The organism is Phytomonospora sp. NPDC050363 (genome assembly GCF_040655735.1).
GTDB lineage: Bacteria > Actinomycetota > Actinomycetes > Mycobacteriales > Micromonosporaceae > Phytomonospora.
On the sequence record NZ_JBFAKK010000005.1, the window covers coordinates 554,474 to 577,790 of the forward strand.

Below are 23,317 nucleotides of genomic sequence, written 5' to 3' on the forward strand. Positions count from 1 at the left end.
GCCCCCGGCGCGACCGGAGTGGGCCCGAGCCTCCGGCGGCAGGCATAATCGATTCTTCCCGACGCGTACGACACCACCCAGCCCGAGGAGCGACCATGAGCGAGACCCGCACCACACCGGTGCGTTTCCCGCCTGGGCGCTACGGCCGCCGCCGTAACGGGCGCACGATGTCGCGGCCCCTCGTCGCGGCCGCCGCGGCCCTCGTGGTGGCCGGCGGGCTAGCCGTCACGGTGAAGCTGTACCAGCAGTACGGCGACCCGGCGTACACGGCCAGCACCGTCACCTACGACATTCAGGACACCTCGGCCGCGATCACCTTCCAGGTCGTCAAGCCCGGCGGCGAGCCGGCGCTGTGCCAGGTCCGGGCGAGGGCCCGCGACGGAGCAGAGGTCGGCCGCGCCGAGGTGGAGGTTCCACCGGGCGAGCCGGGCGGCGACAGCGTCACCTTGACGTACACGCTGCCGACCAGCGGAGCACGAGCGGTCGTCGTCGAAGTGCAGCGCTGCTACCCCGTACAGCGTTAACGCGTACGGCGAGCAGGGGCCGACCGGCGGAGACCGGGCCGTTTCAAGGTCGGCCGGAAAGGTCTCACGCTGGTAACTTGTTCATTTACCCAAAACCCATTCCCGGAGGAAAAGGTCGTGTCCGTCCACAGCAATGAGCCCGGCGGCACCTGGCTGTCGCAGGAAGCCCACGATCGGCTCACCGCCGAGCTGAACGAGATGATCGCCGCTCGTCCGGTCATCGCGGCCGAGATCAACGCCCGCCGCGAAGAAGGGGACCTGAAGGAGAACGGCGGCTACCACGCGGCCAAGGAGGAGCAGGGGAAGATGGAGGGGCGCATCCGCTACCTCCAGGAGTTCCTCCGCACCGCGCACGTCGGCGAGCCGCCCTCGATCGACGCGGTGAGCGTCGGCAACGTCGTCACCATCGCCTTCGACGACGACCCCGAGGACACCGAGACCTTCCTGCTCGGATCGCGCGAGATCGCGCCGACCACCGACCTGACCGTCTACAGCCCCGAGTCGGCGCTGGGCAAGGCCATCCTCGGCCGCAAGAAGGGCGAGACGGTGACCTATCAGGCACCCTCGGGCGCTGAGATCAAGGTTTCGGTCGTCGAGATCGCCCAGTACGAGGGCTGACCGCAGGCGGGGGACGTGGCCGAGCCCACCAGGGCGCCCGTCCCCCTGCCCGGACGTACGGCATGATCGTTCCCATGGCAGCACCCTTGGTGACGCTCGCTGACGTGCGCGCCGCCCGCGAGATCCTCGCCGGCGTGATCCGCCCGACCCCGATGGAACCCTCACGCGGTTTCCCTCCCGGGCCGGGCTCGCGGATCTTCTACAAGTGCGAGAACGTGCAGCGCGCCGGCGCCTACAAGGTCCGCGGCGCATACGTGCGCATCGCACGCCTCTCCGACGCCGAACGCGCGCGGGGCGTCGTCGCCGCCAGCGCCGGCAACCACGCGCAGGGCGTCGCCCTGGCCGCCGGGCTGCTGGGCGCCAAGTCGACGGTGTTCATGCCCTCGGGCGCGCCCATCCCGAAGGTCGCCGCGACAAAGGGCTACGGCGCGAGCGTCGAACTCGTCGGCTCGACCGTCGACGACGCCCTCGTCGCCGCCGAGGAGTTCGCCGACGCCACCGGTGCGGTGTTCATCCACCCCTTCGACCACCGCGACGTCATCGCCGGGCAGGGCACCGTCGCGCTGGAGATCCTCGAACAGCTCCCCGAGGTCAAGACGATCATCGCCGGAGTCGGCGGCGGCGGACTCATCTCCGGCATCGCCGTCGCGGCCAAGGCCCTGCGCCCCGACATCAAGATCATCGGCGTCCAGGCCGAAGGCGCGGCCGCCTTCCCCCCTTCGCTGAAGGCCGGCCGACTCGTCCGCCTCCCGCACATCCACACCATCGCCGACGGCATCAAGGTCTCCACCCCCGGCGAGGTCACCTTCCAGCACGTCAGCGAACTCGTCGACGACGTCATGACCGTCTCCGACGAGGACATCTCCCACGCCCTGCTGATGCTCCTCGAACGCAGCAAACTCGTCGTCGAACCCGCCGGCGCCGTCGGCGTGGCCAGCCTGCTCGCCGACCCCGAACGCTTCGAGGGACCCGTCTGCGTCGTCCTCTCCGGCGGAAACATCGACCCGCTGCTCATGATGCGCGTCATCGAGCACGGCCTCACCGCCGCCGGACGCTTCCTGCGCTTCACCGTCCGCTGCGGTGACCGGCCCGGAGTGCTCGCCGCGATGCTCGGCCTCATCGCCCAGTGCGGCGGCAACGTCCTCGACGTCATGCACCAGCGCCACGACCCCCGCCTCCACCTCGGCGAGGTCGCCGTCGAACTGTCCGTCGAGACCCGCGGCGACGAGCACTCCACCCGCCTCGTCAACGCGCTCCACGAGGCCGGCTACGCCCTTACTTTCCTTCGCCCGCACGGATGAGTGCGATCGGTGCGCCCGAGATGATCCACAAGGGAGCGCTTAAAGTGCACTGGTGACCGCCGGGGCCGCCCCGGGGACCGGCGGGCCGTCTCGCGAGGCCGAAACGTCGGTGCCGTGTTGTATACCAATGACACCGCGCACAGCTCACGCCTCGACCAGTGAATTCGCGAAAGGAGAGAAGCGACGGTGCCCGAGAACTCGCGGCCCGTCGTGAATCCGATGACAGCACGCCCCCTTGAGGAACTCGTGGACACAGGCTGGGCCAAGGCCCTCGAACCCGTCGCGCCCAACATCGCCGCGATGGGCGACTTCCTGCGCGCCGAGATCGCCGCCGGCCGCCAGTACCTGCCCGCCGGCGAGAACGTCCTTCGCGCGTTCAAGCAGCCCTTCGACGACGTGCGCGTCCTCATCGTCGGACAGGACCCGTACCCGACACCGGGGCACGCCATCGGGCTCAGCTTCGCCGTCGCGCCCGACGTCAAACCGATCCCGGGCAGCCTGCGCAACATCTACACCGAGCTGATGGACGACCTCGGCGTCCCCAAGCCCTCCAACGGCGACCTCACGCCGTGGACCGAGCAGGGCGTGCTGCTGCTCAACAGGTCGCTCACCACCGTCCCCCGCAACCCCAACGGGCACAAGGGGAAGGGCTGGGAGCCGATCACCGAGCGCGCCATCCAGGCCCTCGCCGAGCGCGGCGGACCGCTCGTGGCGATCCTGTGGGGCAGCAACGCCCGCAGCCTCAAGCCGCTCCTCGGCAGCGTGCCCTGCGTCGAGTCGGTGCACCCCAGCCCCATGTCGGCGCGCACCGGGTTCTTCGGGTCGAAGCCGTTCAGCAAGGCCAACGCCGCCCTCGTCGCCCAGGGCGCCGAACCCGTCAACTGGGCACTGCCCTAGCCGTGGGAAAAGCCCGCCCCTGTCGAAGGGGCGGGCTTTCGCGCGCGTGGAGCGAACACGCGAGCAGAACCTGCCGTACACGGCCGTCCGCCTGTTCCCAAGCCGACGGACGGCCGCGAGTTCTAGACGGACTTCGCCAGCGCCTCACAGCACGTGTCGACGATCAAGCGCGTCACCACGTACGGGTCGCAGTTGGCGTTCGGGCGACGGTCCTCGATGTAGCCCTTCTTGTCGACCTCGACCTGCCACGGGATGCGCACCGAGGCGCCCCGGTCCGACACGCCGTAGGAGTACTCGTCCCACGGAGCCGTCTCGTGCAGACCCGTCAGACGGCTCTCCAGGCCCGCGCCGTAGTTCTTCACGTGCTCCAGGACCTTCTCGCCCAGTGCCTCGCAGGCCGTGATGATCGGCTCGTAGCTCTCGCGCATCGCCTTCGTCGAGAAGTTCGTGTGCGCGCCCGCACCGTTCCAGTCGCCCTTCACCGGCTTCGGGTCGAGAGTCGCCGACACGCCGAAGTCCTCCGCCGTGCGGTACAGCAGCCAGCGCGCCACCCACAACTGGTCGGAGACCTCCAGCGGTGACAGCGGGCCCACCTGGAACTCCCACTGGCCCGGCATGACCTCGGCGTTGATGCCCGACAGGCCCAGCCCGGCCTTCAAGCAGTTCTCCAGGTGCTTCTCGACGATGTCGCGGCCGAAGATCTCATCGGCGCCCACACCGCAGTAGTAGCCGCCCTGCGGAGCCGGGAAACCGTTCTCCGGGAAACCCAGCGGACGGCTGCCCGCGAAGAACGTGTACTCCTGCTCGATGCCGAAGATCGGCTCCTGGTCGGCGAACTTCTCCGCCACCGGCGTCAGCAGCGCCCGCTTGTTCGACGGGTGCGGCGTCATGTCGGTCAGCAGCACCTCGCACAGCACCAGAACGTCGTCACCGCCGCGGATCGGGTCCGGACAGCTGAACACCGGCTTCAGCACACAGTCCGACGCCGAACCGGCCGCCTGGTTGGTGCTCGACCCGTCGAAACCCCAGATCGGCAGCGCCTCGCCGTCGGGCAGGATCTTCGTCTTCGAACGCAGCTTCGCGGTCGGCTCGGTCCCGTCGATCCAGATGTACTCGGCCTTGTAGCTCATGATTGGCGATCCTCGCGCAGCAGTGGACTGTGCACGCAGCCTCTCAACGGCTCTTTGCGGGCTCGTTGCTCCTTTATGAACGACATGTAACAGGGTTGCTCGGTCGGAGGCTGACGAAACCTCCTGCCAGGTATGGGATCGGGCTGCGGCACCTCCTCCGGTGCCGGGTTCCCGGTGTTCGGTGGCGCCTGACTTGTGGGGGTTGGGGTCGGGGGGTGGTGTTCGGTGGCGCCTGACTTGTGGGGGTTGGGGTGGCGGGTTCCCGGTGTGGTCGGCGGGGTTCCCGGCGTTGTGGAGGAGGCGTGTGTCACTCCCATCCCGTACCCTCGACGTCGACTCCTGGAGGTGTTCATGGCGCGCTTGTTCGTTTGGCCCGGGGTGAGTCCCAGTGACCCCGGCGGTGTCGACGTCGTCCTCGTCATCGACCCCGACCACGACCGCCCCCAGGAAACCGTCGCCCGGCTCGGCGCGTGGGGCTACGAAGGCGACGGCTGCCTCTACATCGTCGGCACCGACGCGTGGGTCGAACGAACCCTCGTCGGCAACCGACTCACCGCCGCCGTCTACGTCTACGACACCCTCCTCAAACAGCTCAAACTCGACCTCACCGAATTCCCCCACCGCTCCGCCGCCGACTCCGGCGCCGTCCTCGTCCTCAGCGTCACCGCCACCGTCGACCCCGAGCTCTACGCCGAGGCCGGCGACGGTACCGCCGTGTTCAGCGCCGAAGCCGGCGTCACCGACGAACAGGTCGTCGAGGCCATCCAGAACGAAGAGGAATGGCCCATGATCTTCGCGGCCCCGCCCGCCCCCGAACAGTCGCCCGGCGTCACCCCACCCCTCGGCGACGCCTGACCCCCGCGGCCCATGGCGTACCTTGGAGCCGTGAATGGCGTGCATGGCGTGATCGAGCTACTGGCCGACAACAACTTCGGCGACACCCGCCCCAATGCCCTCGCCGGCCCCACCGGCCTGGTCATCATCCTGCTGATGGTCGCCGCGACGGTCCTGCTCATCCGCAACATGAACAAGCGCCTGCGCCGCCTCCCCGACTCCTTCTCGAACCAGCAGGCCCCCGCGCCCGCCGAGTTCCACACCGAGGCCGACGCCCCGGAGAAGGACGCGGCCGAGCCCCGCGACGGCGACGGCACCGCCAAGACCTGACCCGGCTGGTCGAGCCGTGCTCGAATCCCGCGCAAGGTCTCCGCAAGACCCCAGCGTCACCGTGATCCCACCTTCACGTGAGACCAGGGGCATCATGGCCGGCCCGTACGCACCACAACCCGGCCCGTGCGATCTGCCCGGCCCGCTCGACGACCAGGCCGCGTGGAACGTCGATCCCTACGCCCCGCCGGTGCCCGCACCACCGGCCGCCCCGCCGCCACCGGCTCCGTCTTCACGACGGGGGTAGCGGCGACCAGGTCGCACCCGCCACGTCGGGGCAGCCCACCAAGGAGGAACCCGCCGAGGACAAGGCCGGCCCCCAGGGCGCCGGCTCCTACGGCTTCGTCGGCGACGTCTGCGCCGAGCTCGACGTCACCGGCTACCAGGCCTTCGGCGCCTTCGCGGACGGCTACGAGGGCCGCGGCGCCGACTACGGCGACACCGCCAACCTCGGCTGCGACATGGTCTTCGGCAGCGGTGGAGAACTGCGCGTCGGCGCCATGCTCGGCGACGCCGGCAGGACCGCCGCCAACTGGGACTTCGCCGAGAGCCTCCTCGTCGGCCGCACCCAGGAGACCGTCACGGGCGCCTGGGAGGAGTGGTCGGTGTCGACGACAGCTGGGGGCCGGGCAAGGCCGACGCGATCCTCGCCGTGCGCGACGGCAACCGCGTCGTCACCGTCGCCTTCTACCCGATCAACGACGGCGTCGGTTACGAGAAGGTCGAAAAGCTCCTCCCCGAAACCGCGACGGCACTCCTCGCCGCCGCGAAGGGGTGACGGGTGCCCGCTCGACGACCAGGAACCGGGCCACCCGTTCGAGGCCACCCGGTGCGCATTTCAGGACCCGGCGGCCTCCGCCGCGCCGATCCGCGCGAACAGCTCCCGCGCGGTCTCCCGGCGAACTCCAGCACGGAGTCGGGGTCCTCGACGGCGAGGTGGCCGGCGGCGAGGTCGAGCATGAGGCCAGGTGGGTGGCGTGTTCGTGGTGGCCGCGGGCCTCGACCGTGCGCGGCGACGGCGGTGAGGGCCGTATGGCGGGTGTCGAGCCACGCGAGGGCGTCGGCGATGTCGTCGAGGTCGGGGATCTCGACGTCGACGGGGCCAGGATCGCGCCAGTCCCACCCGACCCGGTGACCGCGATCAGACCCGCGCGGGGCACACCGTGGGCGTCGAGGACCACGTCGAGGTCGGCGAGCGCGTGCTCGCGGCCGGTGAAGGTGCTCACCGTCGCGGGCCTGCTCGGCCAGGTCGCGCATGGCCCCCGCCGGTGCCGCCCCCGGTCGCGATGGACACGGGACCGAGCGGGCTGCGGCGGCGCGGGCGTCGTGCCTCACGGGTCAATGCAACCAGGAGTGCTCGGCCGGTGGCAATGAGGCGTACTTTCAGGCCAGGTAGCTTGATGTGCGCTGAGTCACCGCGGTCCGAGGGTGGGGAACCACGGGCCCCGCGGCAGCGACTACCGGGGGAGCCCCAAAAGACCGAAGGATCCGCCTGATGACCGAAGCGACACTGCCCTTCCAACGAACCGGTTTCGACCCGGTCGCCGCGATCGGCGAGCTTCGCGCGGAGCGCCCGATCGTGCGCCTCGACGTTCCGATCGGCCCCGCCACGTGGCTGGTGACCCGCTACGACGACGTCCGTGCCGTCCTCGGCGACACCGAACGCTTCAGCAACGACTTCTCCAACGTCACCGAACTGGCCGATGTGGGCATCTCGGTCGAGATGAACCCCGGGGGCCTCGGGTTCACCGACCCGCCCGATCACACGCGCCTGCGCAGGCTGCTGACGCCGGAGTTCACGATGCGCCGGCTCAAGCGGCTCGTTCCGCGCATCGAGGCGATCGTCGCCGAGTGCCTCGACGACCTGGAGCGCCGTGGGCCCGGCGCCGACCTCGTCGAGACCTTCGCGGTGCCGATCCCGGCGCTGGTCGTGTGCGAACTGCTGGGGGTGAAGTACGCCGACCGTGTCGACTTCCTGCGGCAGGCCGAGGACCGCTTCGATGTTTCGGGGGACATCCTCAACTCCATCGGCGCCATCGGGCAGTCGCTGGACTACCTGGAGGACCTCGTCGCGCGCGAACGCCGCGACCCCGGCGACGGGCTGCTGGGCGCGCTCCTGCGCGAACACCCCGAGATCGACGACCGTGAGCTGGCCGGCATCGCCGACGGCGTCCTGACCGGCGGGCACGACACGAGCACGAGCATGCTCGCCCTCGGCAGCCTCCACCTGCTGATGAACCCGGCGGATCGCGACGCCATGGTGGGCGACGACGTGCGGGCGGGTGCGCTGGTCGAGGAGCTGCTGCGGTACATGACGGTCGTGCAGGTCGCCTTCCCGCGCTTCGTGCGCGAGGACCTGACCGTTGGCGGGCAGAGCCTGTCGAAGGGCGACATGGTGATCTGCTCGCTGTCGTCGGCCAACCGCGACGAGCACATCGGTGCCGACCTGGGGCAGGTCGTGGCGGGGCGGGCGACGTCGTCGTCGCACATGGCGTTCGGGTACGGGATCCACCGGTGCGTGGGGGCGGAACTGGCGCGGATGGAGCTGCGGATCGCGTACCCGGCGCTGCTGCGGAGGTTCCCGGGGCTGCGGATGGCGGTGCCGTTCGAGGACCTGCGGTTCCGGGAGTTGTCGATCGTCTACGGCGTGGAGCGGTTGCCGGTGGAGTGGTAGGGGCACTGCGACTGGCGGATCTTGCCGCCCGGGTCCGCGCTGGCGGCGCGCCGTCGGGCACGCATCGGGGAATCGCGCGCCCTACTACCCCAAGGAGGCCCCACAGACCGGCGTACGCACCACATATGACACTTCTGCATCCCGAAACAGCCTCATATTCCGTCATCCCGGCGAATCACCTGAAATAGCCCAGTCCGCTCGCAAGACTGGTGTCGACGGACCACGGCACCACCGCACGGGTCGGCGAATCGGTCTCGGGTCGAAGAGGCGGAACGTGACCGCAGGTGCCGCGCACATCCACCACGCACCAGGGAGCAGGAGCCACGCGATGACGGACCCATTCGGCGCATTCGACGACATCTTCAGCCGCTTCTTCGGCGGCCCCGGCGCCTCCGCCTCCGGAACCTCCGGCGCCCGCGGAGGCTCCTCCTCCCAGCCACCCTTCTCCCGCTCCGCCGTCCAGCGCGTCGACCTCGGCCGCCTGCTCTCCCGCCAGGCCCGCAGCCTCCTGACCCGCGCCGTCGAGAAGGCCGAGGAGTGGGGCAGCCCCGACGTCGACACCGCCCACCTCCTGTGGGCCGCGACCCAGGAGGAGCCCACCCGCACCATGCTCGAACAGGCCGGCGCGGACCCCGACGCGATGGCCGACTCCATGAAGTCCGCCGCCGAGCACGCCGAACCCGCCGACCCCACCGGCACCCCCGCCCTCACGCCCGCCGCCAAGAAGGCCCTCCTCGACGCCCACGCCCAGTCCCGCGAGGCCGGCGCGAGCTACATCGGCCCCGAGCACGTCCTCCTCGGTCTCGCCGCCAATCCCGAGACACCCGCCGGCGGCGCCCTGCGCGCGATGGTCAGCGGTGACGACTCCGGCGGGTCCCCGAGCGAACAGACCAGCACCCCCACCCTCGACCAGTACGGCCGCGACCTCACCGAGGAGGCCCGCGCCAACAAGCTCGACCCGGTCGTCGGCCGCGAGGAGGAGATCAACGACACCATCGAGGTCCTCTCCCGCCGCACGAAGAACAACCCCGTCCTCATCGGCGAGCCGGGCGTCGGCAAGACCGCCATCGTCGAGGGCATCGCCCAGCGCATCGTCAACGGCGACGTCCCCGACACCCTCACCGACCGCCGCGTCGTGATCCTCGACCTCGCCGGCATGGTCGCCGGCTCCAAGTACCGCGGCGAGTTCGAGGAGCGCCTGAAGAAGGTCATCGACGAGGTGAAGGAGGCCGAGGGCGGCCTCGTCCTCTTCCTCGACGAGCTGCACACCGTCGTCGGCGCCGGCTCGGGCGGAGAGGGCTCCATGGACGCCGGGAACATGCTCAAACCGGCCCTGGCGCGCGGCGAACTCCACGTCGTGGGCGCCACGACCCTCGACGAATACCGCAAGCACATCGAGAAGGACCCCGCCCTCGAACGCCGCTTCCAGCCGATCCTGGTGCCCGAGCCGAGCGTCGACGCCACGGTCGGCATCCTCCTCGGCCTGCGCGACCGCTACGAGGCCCACCACCAGGTCCGCTTCACCGACGAGGCGCTCACGGCGGCCGCGGAGCTGTCGGCGCGCTACATCACCAACCGCTTCCTCCCCGACAAGGCCATCGACCTCATCGACCAGGCCGGCGCCCGCGTCCGCCTGCGCTCGCGCACCCCGGCGCCGGACACGCGGGTGCTGGAGCAGAAGCTCGACGAGCTGCGCCGGGAGAAGGAGTCGGCCGTCGCCGCCGAGCAGTACGAGCGGGCCGGCGCGCTCAAGGACGACATCACCGCCGCCCAGCGCGACCTCGACGGCGAGCGCCGGGCCGCCGGGCCGGTGCCGGAGGTCGGTGTCGAGGACATCGCCGAGGTCGTCGCGCGCCGGACGGGCGTGCCGGTCTCGCAGCTCAACCAGGCCGAACGCGAGCGGCTGCTGGAGCTCGAACGCCACCTGCACGACCGCGTGGTCGGGCAGGACGAGGCGGTCGTGGCCGTCGCGGAGGCGGTGCGGCGGGCGCGGGCGGGGCTGGGCGACCCGAAGCGGCCCGACGGGTCGTTCATGTTCCTCGGTCCCACGGGTGTGGGCAAGACCGAGCTCGCCAGGGCGCTGGCCGAGGCGCTGTTCGGCGAGGAGGGCGCGATGGTCCGCTTCGACATGAGCGAGTTCCAGGAGAAGCACACCGTCAGCCGCCTCATCGGCGCGCCTCCCGGGTACGTCGGCTACGAGGAGGCCGGTCAGCTCACCGAGGCCGTCCGCCGCCGCCCGTACTCGGTGCTGCTGTTCGACGAGGTCGAGAAGGCCCACCCGGACGTGTTCAACACGCTCCTCCAGCTCCTCGACGACGGCCGCCTCACCGACAACCAGGGCCGCACGGTGGACTTCAGCAACACGATCGTGATCATGACGAGCAACGTCGGCGCCCAGCGGATCCTCGACGCGCAGGCGGCGGGGGAGTCGGTCGACTCGCTGCGCGACGAGCTGATGGACGCCCTCGGGCAGCGGTTCCGGCCGGAGTTCCTCAACCGCGTCGACGAGATCATCCTGTTCAGCGGCCTCGACCGCGCGCAGCTGCGGCAGATCACGCTGCTGTTCGCCGACCGCACCCGACGGCGCCTCAAGGCCCAAGGCGTCGGGATGGAACTGTCCGACGACGCCGTCGACTGGCTGGCGAACAAGGGCCACCAGCCCGAGTTCGGCGCGCGGCCGCTGCGCCGCACCATCCAGCGCGAACTCGAAGGCCGCCTGTCGCAGCTCCTGCTGTCCGGCAAGGCCGAGGCGGGCGACACCGTGCGCGTGACGGTCGTCGACGGCGAACTGAACCTGTCCGTCGAGAAGGCCGCGCAGCGCGAGGCCATCGACGCCGAGACGGCCGAGGAACGCGCCGAGGAGGGCGCGACGCGGACCTGACACCGGGCCCCGGTCACGTCGCGGCATCTCCCTACCGGGCGGCGATTGCCGACATACTGTCCCGACGTGACCGACCCGAGTCCCCCGGAGCCGCGCATGCCACAGCTCACCGTCGACCAGCTCCGCGCCGACGTCGACGCCGGCCGCGTCGACACCGTCCTGCTCGCCCTGACCGACATGCAGGGCCGACTCCAGGGCAAACGGCTGGCCGCCCGCTACTTCCTCGACGAGGTCCTCGACCACGCCGCCGAGGCCTGCGCCTACCTGCTGGCCGTCGACGTGGACATGAACACCGTCGACGGGTACCCGAACTCCTCCTGGGAGACCGGGTACGGCGACTTCGTGCTCACTCCCGACATGGAGACGCTGCGCCCGGTGCCGTGGCAGGAGGGGACGGTGCTGGTCACCGCCGACCTGTCGTGGACCGACGGGCGGGCCGTCGCGGAGTCGCCGCGCCAGATCCTGCGCCGCCAGCTCGACCGTCTCGCCGAGCGCGGCCTGACCGCCTACGCCGGCACCGAACTGGAGTTCGTCCTCTACGACGAGTCCTACGAGGCCGCCTGGGACAAGTCCTACCGGAACCTGCGCCCGGCCAACCAGTACAACGTGGACTACTCGCTGCTGGGCACCGCCCGCGTCGAACCGCTCCTGCGCGCCATCCGCAACCACATGGCCGCCGCCGGGCTCTATCCGGAGTCGGCGAAGGGCGAGTGCAATCTCGGCCAGCACGAGATCGCCTTCCGCTACGCCGAGGCGCTGGCGACCTGCGACAACCATGTGATCTACAAGAACGGCGCCAAGGAGCTCGCCGCCCAGCAGGGCAAGGCGCTGACCTTCATGGCCAAGCCGAACGAGCGCGAGGGCAACTCCTGCCACATCCACTTCTCCCTGCGCGACGCCGACGGGGTCGCCATGTCAGGCGACCGCGCGCACGGCCTGTCGCGCCTGGGTGAGCACTTCATCGCCGGGCAGCTGGCGCTGCTGCGCGAACTGACGCTCTGGTTCGCGCCGAACGTCAACTCCTACAAGCGTTTCGCGCCGGGCAGTTTCGCGCCGACGGCCGTGCGCTGGGGCGTCGACAACCGGACCTGCGCGCTGCGGCTGGTCGGTCACGGTCCTTCTCTGCGCTTCGAGAACCGCGTCCCCGGCGGCGACGTCAACCCCTACCTCGCCGTGGCCGCCATCATCGCCGCCGGACTGCACGGCGTCGACAACGAACTCGAACTGCCCGAAGCCTTCGGAGGCAACGCCTACGACGCCGACGGGGACCGCGTCCCGGCCAACCTCCGCGACGCGCTGGCGCTGTGGAAGTCCTCGGCGGTGGCGCGTGAAGCCTTCGGGGAGGACGTGGTGGATCATTACGCCAACAACGCCCGGGTGGAACTGGCGGCCTTCGACGCCGCCGTCACCGACTGGGAGTTGCGCCGCGGCTTCGAACGGATGTGAGGCGTATGCAGAAGATCGTCAACCCGGCCACCGGCATGCTCATCACCGAGCTGCCCGACTCCGACGAGGCGGCCGTCGACGACGCCGTCTACCGAGCGCACATCGCGTGGTCGGACTGGCTCCGTGTGTCGCCCGGCGACCGGGCCCGGCTGCTGCGCCGCTTCGCGGCCCTGGTCGAGGAGCACAAGGAGGAGCTGGCGGGTCTGGAGACCCTCAACGCCGGCCACCCGATCAGCTCGGCGCGCTGGGAGGCGGGCAACGTCGCCGACGTCCTCGGCTACTACGCCGCGGCGCCCGAACGCCAGGTGGGCAAGCAGATCCCGGTGCCCGGCGGCGTCAACATGACCTTCCACGAGAGCCTCGGTGTGGTCGGCGTGATCGTTCCGTGGAACTTCCCCATGGTCATCATGACGTGGGGCGTGGCTCCGGCGCTCGCGGCGGGCAACACCGTCGTCGTCAAGCCCGCCGAGCAGACCCCGCTGACCGCGCTGCGGCTGGCCGGGCTCGCCCTTGAGGCCGGGATCCCCGAGCACGTGTTCCAGGTGATCCCCGGGGACGGCCGGACCGGCGCCCTTCTGGCCGAGCACCCCGCCGTGCGCAAGATCGTGTTCACCGGCTCGGTCGAGGTCGGCAAGCAGGTCGCGCGCACGGCCGCCGAGAGGGTCAAGCGCGTCACCCTCGAACTCGGCGGCAACAACGCCAACATCGTCTTCGAGGACGCCGACATCAGGCAGGCCGCCGCCTCGGCGCCCTACGCGGTCTTCGACAACGCCGGGCAGGACTGCTGCGCGCGCTCGCGGATCCTGGTGCAGGAAGGGGCCTACGAGGAGTTCCGCGAACGCTTCACCGAGGCGCTGCTCGGCGTCAAGGTCGGCGATCCCACTCGCGACGACACCGAGATGGGGCCGCTGATCAGCGCCGCGCATCGCGAGCGCGTACGCGGGTACCTCGAACGTGAGGCCGACGTCGTCGGCGAATGCCCGACGGGCGAGGGGTTCTGGATGCCCCCGATGGCCTACTTCGACGTCGGCCAGGAGGATCCACTGTGGACTGATGAGGTCTTCGGGCCGGTCGCCACGGTGACGCCCTTCTACGACGAGGACGAGGCGATCGCGCTGGCGAATGCCACGCCCTACGGCCTTTCGGGGTCGATCTGGACCGGCAGCGTCGGGCGTGCGCTGCGCATGGCGCGCGAGGTCGAGGCCGGCAACCTCAGCGTCAACTCGAACTCCTCGGTGCGCTACTGGACCCCCTTCGGCGGGGTCAAGGAGTCCGGCATCGGCCGCGAACTGGGGCCCGACGCACTCGACTCCTTCAGCGACGTCAAGAACGTGTTCATCTCCAGTGAGTAGCAGCCAAGTCAGCGAGGAGCAGCAGATGCAGCGACTGTCCGACCGCGTCGCGGTGATCACCGGCGCGGCCAGCGGGATCGGCCTGGCCACCGCCCGGCGTTTTCGCGACGAGGGCGCCAAGGTCGTGCTCGTCGACATCGACGAGACCGCCGGAAACGCCGCCGCGAAAGAGGTCGACGGCCTGTTCGTCGCCGCCGACGTGACCAGCGAGGACGACGTCGCCCGGGTGTTCAGGACCACTGTGGACACCTTCGGCCGGGTCGACATCGCCTTCAACAACGCCGGCATCTCCCCACCCGACGACGACTCGATCCTCACCACCGGACTCGACGCCTGGCGCAAAGTCCAGGAGGTCAACCTGACCTCGGTCTACCTGTGCTGCAAGGCGGTCATCCCGTACATGCAGAAGCAGGGCAAGGGCTCGATCATCAACACCGCCTCCTTCGTGGCCAAGATGGGCGCGGCGACCTCCCAGATCTCCTACACCGCCTCGAAGGGCGGTGTGCTGGCGATGAGCCGCGAACTCGGCGTGCAGTTCGCCCGCGAGGGCATCCGCGTCAACGCGCTGTGCCCGGGACCGGTCAACACGCCCCTGCTCCAGGAGCTGTTCGCCAGCGACCCCGAGCGCGCCGCCCGCCGCCTGGTGCACATCCCGATGGGCCGCTTCGCCGAGGCGACCGAGATCGCCGCCGCGGTGGCCTTCCTCGCCAGCGACGACGCGGCCTTCGTCACCGCCGCCGAGTTCCTCGTCGACGGAGGCATCTCCGGGGCCTACGTGACTCCGCTGTGAGCGCCGTGAAGCGCCCGGTCATCGGGATCACCTGCTACGTCGAGCGCGCCCGCTTCACCGCCTGGGACGTGCCCGCCAGCCTCCTTCCGCAGTCCTATGTGGACCGCGTGACGGAGGCCGGCGGCCAGCCCGTCCTCCTGCCGCCCGCGGGCGCTCCGGCGGGCCTCGTCGACGTCCTCGACGGCCTCGTCGTCGCCGGCGGCGGGGACATCGACCCGGCGCGCTACGGCGCGCCCGCCCACCCCGAGACCGGCTTCGTCCGCGGCTTCCGCGACGAGGCCGAGTTCTCGCTGGTCGGCGCCGCCCTCGGTCGGGGCCTGCCGTTCCTGGGCATCTGCCGGGGCCTGCAGGTCCTCAACGTCGTCCGCGGCGGAACCCTGCACCAGCATCTGCCCGAGGTCCTCGGCCGCCGTGTCCACGCGCCCGCGCCCGGCGAGTACGGACGCGTGCCCGTCGACGTCGTACCCGGCAGCGCTCTGGCCGGGGCGACCGGTGCCGAGAGGTTCACACCCGCGCACTACCACCATCAGGCGATCGACCGCCTCGGCGAGGGCCTCGCCGTCTCGGCCCGCGCCGAGGACGGCTGCGTCGAGGCCGTCGAACTCACCGGACACCGCTTCGCGCTGGCCGTGCAGTGGCATCCCGAGGTCGACGCCGACACCGGGCTGTTCGCCGCCTTCGTCGACGCGGCGGGATTAGGGCTTGTCGTATCGATCCCTTACGATCTGCGCCCATGGACGTCAAAGGCAAGAAGGTCGCCTTCAGCGGGAAATTCCACCACATCACCCGAACTGAGGCCACCGAAGGGATCGAGGCGCTCGGCGGCACCGTCCAGAAGACGCCTTCGCGCAACGTCGACCTGATCTTCACCGAGATCGACTCGGGACTGAAGTACGGCAACGTCATCGGCGTGCCGATCCTGGCCGAGTCCGCGCTGCGCCTGCTGGTGCGGGGACCGAAGGCCGAGCCGGCGCCCGGTGAGTTCGCCGACCTGTCGGCGATCGCCGGGGCGGACCCCGGCAAGCTGCACGCGATCCTGGAGGCCGCCGACTGGGCGGCCTTCAGTCCCGAACGCGATCTGCCGATCCTGCGGGCCCGCCTCGCCGAACTTGAGGCGTCCCAGGGGATCGGGGACATCCACCGGCTCGCCACCGCGAAGATCACCGGGCGGGAGAAACTCGCGCGGCTGCATCACCCCTATGCGCACCCCGCCGGGAAGATCCGGTCGGCCGCGCTGAGCCCCTGCGGACGCTGGCTGGCCGTGGGCAGCGGGATCCGCACTCCCGCCGAGGACGACACGCGCAGTGGCGCCTGGGGCATCGCCTACCGAGGCGGCGGCACCATTCAGATCTTCGAACTGGCGACCGGCCGTCCCGTCAACGCGATCCACCACTCGAACGCCGTCAGCGGCGGCGTCGGCGGGAGCGGGTACCGCGACGCGCTGCGCTGGTCGGCCGACTCCGCGCGAATCGCGGCCGCCTTCCACACCAACCGCGTCGGCGTGTGGAAGTCCTTCGCCGACTACTCCTATCCCATGGCCCAGGCCGATGTCACCGACGGCGCCGACGGCCCGCCGCAGTACGGATTGAGCCCCGACGCCCGCAGCGTCTGGGTGGACGCGCACACCGACGGCGCGGTCAGGGGCGCCGTGGTCAACGTGGAGAGCGGCGCGGTGGTCTGGGATCCCGCCCAGGTCAAGAAGAAGCGCCCCTACGGCGGCGACTTCACCGCCCTCGCCGAGAACGTGCCCGGCCACATTCGCTCGGTGATCGGCGCCCGCCCGGCAGGCGTCGACCGCGAGCCGGCCCTGGACGTCGAATGGTGCCCCGGCTGGTCCCCGGACGGCGCCTTCCTGCGCTTCGTCTCGGCCGAGTACGTCTTCGCCGTCGACACCACCGACGGCGAGGTCGCCTGGATCCTGCCGCACGGCGGCCGGGCGAGCCACTGGTCGGCCGAGGTCCCGGTGGCCTTCAGCCGCGACGGCCGCTTCGTCGCCTGCACCGGCTCCGGGAAGGTCGTGATCGCCGACGCGGCCACCGGTGCGGTCCTGGCCCGCCACCTCCTCGATGCCCGATCGCTGGTGTGGTCGGCTTCCGGCGAGCGCCTGGCGGCCCTCACCGACGACGGTGTGCACGTCTTCGACGGCGGTGAGGAGACCTTTCACCTCGACACTCGGCCGGTCGCCAGGGACGAGGCGATGCCCGACCTGCTCGGCTTCGCCTGGTCGCCCGACGGCAATCGCGCGGCCTCGCTGACCGGCGGAGGCGTCGAGATCTGGTCGCTGGTCGGCAGACCGGTGCGGCGCAGGGTCCTCGAAGCGCCCGCCGACGCCACCGGGATCGTGTGGGGAGCCGGCGGGGTGATCGCCGCCGTCGGTCCCGAGACGGTCCGCTTCTGGCGGAGCGACGGGAGCGTGCTCGGCGAGGTCGAGTTCGCGCGGACCGCGTCGGCGCCGAAGCCGCTGCTGGATCCCAAGGGCCACGACCACGGTGCCCACTGGCGGCTCAACCCGAGTTTTCCGCTCGACGACCAGACCTGGGGTGTCGCGCTTGAGCGCGACGGGGTGGTGATCGCGCCGGTGGATCGAATGTCCGATGTGGACGCCGTCGTGAACTGGGAGGTCGGCGCCCGCCATTCCTGGCCGTACCGCTGGGGTGCCACGCCGGCATTCCCCGACGTGCGGGCGGCCTACGAGCACGCCGTCGCCACCGGCATGCTGCTCCGGCACTCACTGGCCGGCGTCCTCGGGATCGAGCTCGGCCGCTCATGACCTTTCCCGGCCCGGCCGACCTGTCCGCGGCCGAACTCCACCGTTGCCTGACCGCCGCCGACTGGACCGCGTTCGAAGCCGACCGCGACCTCCCGCCGCTGCGCACCCGCCTCGCCGACATCTATGCCGGGCACGGCGTCACCGAGGCCCACCGGCTGGCCACCGCCCCCGTGCGCGAACTGGCGAACTCCCGTGAGGTCGGCCCGATCGGGCGCACGCCGGCGAGCGGACTCCGCTCGCGACGGCCTATGTCACCAACGGCGGGAACCGGCCGCCCCCGTTCGCGCTGGCCCCCGACGGGCGCCGCGCCTTCATCGGCATCGGTCCGCTCGACGACCACGCGGTACCGGGTCTGCTCGTGCCCTTGGAGAGCGGCGGCGTGGACTGGTACCACTCCGAGGACGCCCCCGAGCCGGCCGAGGACGAACCCCGCCTCATGGCCGCCGTGCTCGGCCCGGCCTTCGAGGCGTCGCCGGGTGAGCTGGAGCTGGACGTGGAACGCGTGCTGGGCTGGGATCGCGACGGGACGCGCGTGCACTGCCTCGGGTTCGCCGATGTCTACGCGGTCGACGTCGCCAGCGGAAGTCTTCTGTGGACGGTCGAGCACGGCCTCGACCACTCCTGGTGGGACCACCACTCGATTCCCGCCGCCTTCGACCCGGGCGGCACCCGCGTCGCCTGGTACGACGCTGAGACCCTGCACATCGCCGACGCCGCGACCGGCGCGGACGCCCACGTCGCCGAGCGTGAGGACGCCTCGCTGCTCGTGTGGAGCGGCGGCGGACGCCTCGCCGTCGGCGGACCGGGCGGGATCCGGATCTTCGACCAGGGCGGCGAGGCGCACCGCCTGCCGTCGGTGCCGGTGCTGGAGAAGGCCGTGGTCGCCGACATGACCGGCCTCGCCTGGTCGCCCGACGGCCAGAGGCTGGCGGTCGTCACCGGAGACGACGCGGTCGAGATCTGGGACCTCGACGGTGATCCCGGGCGGGTGGCGAGCTTCGACGGTCCCGCCGACGCCGCCGCGGTCTACTGGGGCACCGCGCTCGCGGTGCTGTCGGTGGAGCGCGTGCTGTTCTGCTCGCCCGACGGCACGCCGATCAACGAGATCGAGTTCGCCGACGAGCCGGCGGGCTGGTCGGTCGCGGGGAAGTGGGGGTGGCCGGGGGAGTGGGCGTGACCTACCCGGCCTGATCGGTGCACACCGTGGGCAGGCTCTCCAGCAGGGCTTGCGCCTCGTCGGCGTCGGCGGCGGTGCCGTCGTCGACGCCGTCGACCAGCGGCTCGGCGAGTGCGGTGATCTCGGGGTCGAAGGTCTGCACGGCCGTCGCGGCGACGCCGGCCGCCTCCTTGACCCACGCTTCGGTCTCGGCGGGGCTCATGCCCTCCGGGCTGAGGGGGAGGTCGGCCGCGGCCTCGCAGGCGCGGTCCTTCTTGTCCAGCCAGGAGTCCACATCTGGTGCGGTGGTTCCGGGTGCTTCGGCGGGAGTGCCGCAGCCGGTCAGCAGCACCATCGATACGGCCGCGAGGCCCAGTAGCATGCGCATGCGCGGACCTTAGTCCACTTGCGACGGTCGTAGGGGGCAGTGCGGCTCAGCCCGTCAGCCTCCGCGCAAGGCCCACCAGGTCCGCCGTTCGCAGCACCCGTCCACCCGATCCCGGCAGCGGCACGTGCAGTGGCTCGGTCCAGCGGGCGGGGATCGCACCGAACCCGTAGCGGGCGCCCGCGAGGCCGCCGGTGACCGCCGCGACGGTGTCGGTGTCGCCGCCGAGGTCGACCGCCGCCCGCAGCGCCTCGGCGAAGCCGCCGGTCGCGCGCAGCGCCCAGACCGCCGAGCCCAGGCAGGGCCACACGGCGCCGTTGAACTCGGTCGCCTGCTCGGGATGCCAGCCGGGCGCCAGGACCGTCGCCCAGCGCTCACGGTGGTCGGCGTGGACGAGGTCGACGACGGCGGGCAGCGCGTCGAGGGGGTCGGCGCCGTCGAGCGCGACGCGGACGAGTTCGTGGAAGACCGCGGTCCCCTCCCAGGCGGCGCGGTCGCCGTGGGTGAGGGCGGCGATCCGCCGGCCGGCGTCCATGGTCGCGGTCTGTCCGCCGGTGGCGAAGTAGACCGCCGAGGTCGCCGCGCGCATCAGGCAGCCGTTGCCGGCCGCGCGCCGGCTGACCTGGAAGTGGATCGCGGCGGCCAGGTCCCAGGGCATGCCGCCGGTCAGGACCTCCTCGGTCTGGAGCCCGATGTCCTTCGGGTCGTCGGCGGCCCAGCGCTGGAAGCGCGCGAACATGTCGGCCGGGTCGAAGCCGTGCCGCTCCAGCAGCGACTCGGCGACGTGCACGGCCATCTGCGTGTCGTCGGTCGCCTCGCCGGGATCCCAGCCGCCGCCACCGCACATCTCGCCGCCGCCCGGAACGGGAAAGCGGCCCGAGAACAGGCCGGCGACGCCGAACTCGAACGGCGCGCCGAGCGCGTCGCCCACCGCCGAACCGACGACGGCCCCGATGGCCCGCTCCACACGCTCATTCACACGGCACACCATATCCCTTGGATCAGATGTAGTACACCTGCTACATTTTGACGCGAACCTAAGATGCCAAGGAGAGGGTGCATGTCAGTGACGCACACCCCCAACCCCGCCGCCCCCGCGGCCGGAGCCCCCTTCACCGACGCCGTCCTCGCCGTCCGTGATCTCCGCATGCGATACGGGGACAAAGACGTCCTCAACGGCGTCGACTTCGAGGTCCGGCCCGGCGAGGTCATCGCCCTGCTCGGACCCAACGGCGCGGGCAAGACCACCACCATCGAGATCCTCGAAGGCTTCCGGATGCGCTCGGCCGGCCAGGTCAGCGTCCTGGGCGTCGACCCCGCCAAGGGTGACGAGAACTGGCGCGCCCGCCTCGGCGTGGTCCTCCAGTCCTGGCGCGACCACGGCAAGTGGCGCGTCCGTGAACTCCTCGCCCACTTCGGCTCCTACTACGCGCCCTACTCCACCGACTCCGTCAAGCGCCCCTGGCCCGCCGACGACCTCATGGCCACCGTCGGCCTCTCCGAGCAGGCCGACCAGCGCGTCGGCAGCCTCTCCGGCGGGCAGCGACGGCGCCTCGACGTGGCCGTCGGCATCGTCGGACGGCCCGCCCTGCTGTTCCTCGACGAGCCGACCGTCGGCTTCGACCCCAAGGCCCGCCGGGAGTTCCACGACCTGGTGCACCGCCTGGCCGACATCGACGAGACCGCGATCCTGCTGACCACCCACGACCTCGACGAGGCCGAGAAGCTCGCCGACCGGATCCTGATCCTGGCCGGCGGCCGCATCATCGCCAACGGCTCGGCCGACGCCCTGTCGCGGCGGATGTCGACCGAGGCGGAGGTCAAGTGGAGTCGGGGCGGCGAGCTGTTCGTGCACTCCACCACCGACGCGACCTCCTACGTCCGCAAGCTCTTCGAGCAGTACGGCGAGCAGATCGCCGACCTGGAGGTTCGCCGCGCGAGCCTTGAGGACACCTACATGGAACTGGTCCGCCAGTTCGAGTCCGGCGGCGGCGACGCGCTGATCCGCGAGTTCGAGGAGAGTGGCCGGTGAACGTCCGCACCACACCCATCCGCGCGGGCCTGGCCCGCGGCTGGATCGAGACCAAGCACACCCTGCGCTCCTACGAGGGCCTCGCGGGCTTTCTCTTCCCGTCGGTCATCGCGATGGTCGTCATCTTCTTCCTGCGCGGCGTCGACATCCCCGGCGCGCCGGTCTCGCTCGGCTCGATGTCGCTACCGAGCCTCATCGGCCTCAACATCGCCTTCGGCGGGCTCCTCGGGGTGGTGCAGACCCTCACCGTCGAGCGCGAGGACGGGACCCTGCTGCGGGCCAAGACCCTGCCCGGCGGGATGACCGCCTACCTGATCGGGATCATCGTCGAGACCTCGATCTTCGTGATCTTCGGCGCCGCGCTGGTGCTCATCCCCGGCCTGTTCGTCTTCGAGGGCGTCGCCTTCGACGGCCCGGGCTCCTGGCTGCTGCTGATCACCGTCCTCGTCTTCGGCCTCGTCGCGACGATGCCGATCGGCGCGGTGCTCGGCTCGGTGTTCTCCAACCCGCGCATGCTCGGGCTGATCATGATGCCCATCATGGGACTCGTGGCGATCTCGGGGATCTTCTACCCGCTGAGCCAGATGCCGTCGTTCCTGCAAGGGATCGGGCAGGCCTTCCCGATCTACTGGCTCGGCCACGGCATGCGCGCGGCACTCCTGCCGTCCGACATGGCCGCCGCCGAGATCGGCGGATCCTGGCGGCTCCTGGAGACCTTCGGGGTACTGGGACTGTGGGCCCTCCTCGGACTGGTCCTCGCCCCGATCGTGCTGCGCCGGATGGCCCGCCGCGAATCCGGTTCGGCCGTGGCCGAGCGCCGGGAGCGGGCCATGCAGCGCATAACCTGATGGGCGGTTTCGGACACGAGCGAGCAGGAGGGCACCGGCGTTGAGCAATGAGGTGATCTACAACCGGATCGCGATGTTGCGCGCCGAGCGGGGGATCACCCGACGGCAGCTGGCCGAGGCCCTGGGGGTCCACTACCAGACCGTCGGATACCTGGAGCGCGGCGAGTACAGCCCGAGTCTGTACCTCGCGCTGCGCATCGCCGAGTACTTCGAGGTCGCCGTCGAGGTGGTCTTCTCGACGGCGCCGTTCCCGCGCATCGGGAGCGGCTGACCGGAGCCCGGGTGGTGCCCGTCGCCCGGCCCGCGCCGGTCATGGTTTCGCCCCGGGGACCGCCATCGCGGTCCGCGGGGCAACTCACGCCCACCTCACCCGCGCGGCGCCAGCAGCCGCGTCACCGCCGCCGGCTCGGCCGTCGCCGGACCGGTCCAGAAGACGTTGACATTGGCCGCCTTGAGATCGCGTGTCTCCATCCGCCCGTCATCCACCGGCGACGTAGGATCCGCGCTCCACATCCTCGACGGCCGAACGCTTCGGCGCCCAGCCAAGCCGGGCGGTGTGCGCCGACCCGATCGCCTGGTCGGTGGACAGCGCGGTCGCCAGGGGCTCGCCGATGACCTCGGCCGCCTCCCCGAGCGACCAGCGCTCGGCGCGGCCGGGACCGCCGGCGGCGATGTCGGCGGCGGCCGCGAGGGCCACGGTGGACACCGCCGGTTCGTCGACGGCGTGCCAGATCCGGGGCGGCTCGGCCGAGGCGAGCACCCGCACGAACAGGTCGGCGAGATCCCCGACGTTCACCATCGGCCAGCGCGTCGCCGGCGAGCCGATGTAGCGCCCGGACCCGTACTCGGCGGCCCAGCCGACCAGCATCGCCGGTATCCCCGCGCCCTGCCCGTAGACGATCCCCGGCCGGATGACGGTCCCGCCGCCGGCCAGCACCCGACGCTCGATCCGCAGCCTCGACTCGGCGATCGGCAGCGCGTTCACCGGCGCCGACTCGTCGACCGGGTCGCGGCCCGTGGCACCGAGGGCCCAGATCCCGCTGGTGTACAGAAGAGGACGGCCCGGCCGGGTCAGCGCGTCGATCGCTGCGGTCTCGACCGACTCGTCACCGGTGGGAGCGGTGGCGTGCACGACCGCGTCGGCCTCACCGGCCGCCGCCGACAGCACCTCGGTGTCGGCCAGCTCGCCGACCACGCCCTCGGCGCCCTCGTGCGGCGACTTTCCCGACCGGCTCATCGCCACGACCGCGTCCCCGCGCGTGACGAGCGCGTGCACGACCGCCGCTCCGATGTAGCCGGTGGCGCCGACGACCAGGACCTTCACGATGTGCTCCCCCCGGTGGCTCTCG

Annotated in this window: 21 protein-coding genes; 17 read left to right on the top strand and 4 right to left on the bottom strand. The window is 71.2% G+C overall.

Going from position 1 to position 23,317, the window contains the following annotated elements; genetic code table 11:
* Positions 1–95: 95 nt before the first annotated feature.
* The 4 genes from AB0I28_RS17110 (at position 96) to AB0I28_RS17125 (ending at position 3,340) form a co-directional block, all read left to right on the top strand.
* Complete coding sequence (locus tag AB0I28_RS17110) at positions 96–524, top strand: DUF4307 domain-containing protein (RefSeq protein WP_357494196.1); 429 nt, start codon at positions 96–98, stop codon at positions 522–524.
* A gap of 117 nt (positions 525–641) precedes the next feature.
* On the top strand, positions 642–1,142 hold the full coding sequence (gene greA, locus AB0I28_RS17115) for a transcription elongation factor GreA (RefSeq protein WP_357494197.1): 501 nt from the start codon (positions 642–644) through the stop codon (positions 1,140–1,142).
* A 74-nt stretch (positions 1,143–1,216) separates the two neighbouring features.
* Entirely contained in the window at positions 1,217–2,443 is a 1,227-nt protein-coding gene (gene ilvA, locus AB0I28_RS17120) for a threonine ammonia-lyase (RefSeq protein WP_357494199.1), read from the top strand.
* Between the two features lie 219 nt (positions 2,444–2,662).
* The gene (locus AB0I28_RS17125; protein ID WP_357494201.1) at positions 2,663–3,340 is read left to right on the top strand and encodes a uracil-DNA glycosylase; all 678 of its coding nucleotides are present in this window, start codon (positions 2,663–2,665) and stop codon (positions 3,338–3,340) included.
* A 122-nt stretch (positions 3,341–3,462) separates the two neighbouring features.
* Here AB0I28_RS17125 and glnII read toward each other — a convergent pair whose 3' ends face one another.
* Complete coding sequence (gene glnII, locus AB0I28_RS17130) at positions 3,463–4,470, bottom strand: glutamine synthetase (RefSeq protein ID WP_357494202.1); 1,008 nt, start codon at positions 4,468–4,470, stop codon at positions 3,463–3,465.
* 378 nt (positions 4,471–4,848) lie between these two features.
* Between glnII and AB0I28_RS17135 the strand changes: the two genes are divergently transcribed.
* From AB0I28_RS17135 to AB0I28_RS17180, 10 genes are all read left to right on the top strand, one after another.
* Complete coding sequence (locus AB0I28_RS17135; RefSeq protein ID WP_357494204.1) at positions 4,849–5,325, top strand: hypothetical protein; 477 nt, start codon at positions 4,849–4,851, stop codon at positions 5,323–5,325.
* A gap of 39 nt (positions 5,326–5,364) precedes the next feature.
* A complete protein-coding gene (locus AB0I28_RS17140; RefSeq protein WP_357494289.1) occupies positions 5,365–5,634 on the top strand; it encodes a hypothetical protein in 270 nt (89 codons plus the stop codon).
* Between the two features lie 598 nt (positions 5,635–6,232).
* Positions 6,233–6,412, top strand: a complete 180-nt coding sequence (locus AB0I28_RS17145; RefSeq protein ID WP_357494206.1) for a hypothetical protein — start codon at positions 6,233–6,235, stop codon at positions 6,410–6,412.
* A 717-nt stretch (positions 6,413–7,129) separates the two neighbouring features.
* Positions 7,130–8,308 (top strand): cytochrome P450, encoded by a 1,179-nt coding sequence (locus tag AB0I28_RS17150; RefSeq protein WP_357494207.1) that lies wholly within the window; start codon positions 7,130–7,132, stop codon positions 8,306–8,308.
* A gap of 328 nt (positions 8,309–8,636) precedes the next feature.
* A complete protein-coding gene (locus AB0I28_RS17155) occupies positions 8,637–11,189 on the top strand; it encodes an ATP-dependent Clp protease ATP-binding subunit (RefSeq protein ID WP_357494209.1) in 2,553 nt (850 codons plus the stop codon).
* 96 nt (positions 11,190–11,285) lie between these two features.
* A complete protein-coding gene (locus AB0I28_RS17160; protein ID WP_357494291.1) occupies positions 11,286–12,635 on the top strand; it encodes a glutamine synthetase family protein in 1,350 nt (449 codons plus the stop codon).
* Between the two features lie 5 nt (positions 12,636–12,640).
* Complete coding sequence (locus AB0I28_RS17165) at positions 12,641–13,987, top strand: aldehyde dehydrogenase family protein (protein ID WP_357494211.1); 1,347 nt, start codon at positions 12,641–12,643, stop codon at positions 13,985–13,987.
* Between the two features lie 25 nt (positions 13,988–14,012).
* Positions 14,013–14,777 (top strand): 3-oxoacyl-ACP reductase, encoded by a 765-nt coding sequence (locus AB0I28_RS17170; RefSeq protein ID WP_357494213.1) that lies wholly within the window; start codon positions 14,013–14,015, stop codon positions 14,775–14,777.
* A complete protein-coding gene (locus AB0I28_RS17175) occupies positions 14,774–15,640 on the top strand; it encodes a gamma-glutamyl-gamma-aminobutyrate hydrolase family protein (RefSeq protein WP_357494215.1) in 867 nt (288 codons plus the stop codon). The genes AB0I28_RS17170 and AB0I28_RS17175 overlap by 4 nt, the downstream gene beginning before the upstream one ends.
* Before the next feature lie 2,286 nt (positions 15,641–17,926).
* Positions 17,927–18,724, top strand: coding sequence for a hypothetical protein (locus tag AB0I28_RS17180; protein WP_357494217.1), 798 nt, complete (start codon positions 17,927–17,929; stop codon positions 18,722–18,724).
* Between the two features lies 1 nt (position 18,725).
* Here the strand turns inward: AB0I28_RS17180 and AB0I28_RS17185 are convergent, their stop codons facing one another.
* Positions 18,726–19,091, bottom strand: a complete 366-nt coding sequence (locus AB0I28_RS17185) for a hypothetical protein (RefSeq protein WP_357494219.1) — start codon at positions 19,089–19,091, stop codon at positions 18,726–18,728.
* Positions 19,092–19,137: 46 nt separating this feature from the next.
* Positions 19,138–20,067, bottom strand: a complete 930-nt coding sequence (locus AB0I28_RS17190) for an ADP-ribosylglycohydrolase family protein (RefSeq protein ID WP_357494220.1) — start codon at positions 20,065–20,067, stop codon at positions 19,138–19,140.
* A gap of 168 nt (positions 20,068–20,235) precedes the next feature.
* Between AB0I28_RS17190 and AB0I28_RS17195 the strand changes: the two genes are divergently transcribed.
* The 3 genes from AB0I28_RS17195 (at position 20,236) to AB0I28_RS17205 (ending at position 22,239) form a co-directional block, all read left to right on the top strand.
* The gene (locus AB0I28_RS17195; RefSeq protein WP_357494292.1) at positions 20,236–21,120 is read left to right on the top strand and encodes an ABC transporter ATP-binding protein; all 885 of its coding nucleotides are present in this window, start codon (positions 20,236–20,238) and stop codon (positions 21,118–21,120) included.
* On the top strand, positions 21,117–21,968 hold the full coding sequence (locus tag AB0I28_RS17200) for an ABC transporter permease (protein WP_357494222.1): 852 nt from the start codon (positions 21,117–21,119) through the stop codon (positions 21,966–21,968). Before AB0I28_RS17195 ends, AB0I28_RS17200 begins: the two co-directional genes overlap by 4 nt.
* A 73-nt stretch (positions 21,969–22,041) precedes the next feature.
* A complete protein-coding gene (locus AB0I28_RS17205) occupies positions 22,042–22,239 on the top strand; it encodes a helix-turn-helix transcriptional regulator (protein ID WP_357494293.1) in 198 nt (65 codons plus the stop codon).
* A gap of 207 nt (positions 22,240–22,446) precedes the next feature.
* On the opposite strand, the gene AB0I28_RS17210 is transcribed toward AB0I28_RS17205, so the two are convergent.
* A complete protein-coding gene (locus tag AB0I28_RS17210; protein ID WP_357494224.1) occupies positions 22,447–23,292 on the bottom strand; it encodes an NAD-dependent epimerase/dehydratase family protein in 846 nt (281 codons plus the stop codon).
* Positions 23,293–23,317 lie beyond the last annotated feature (25 nt).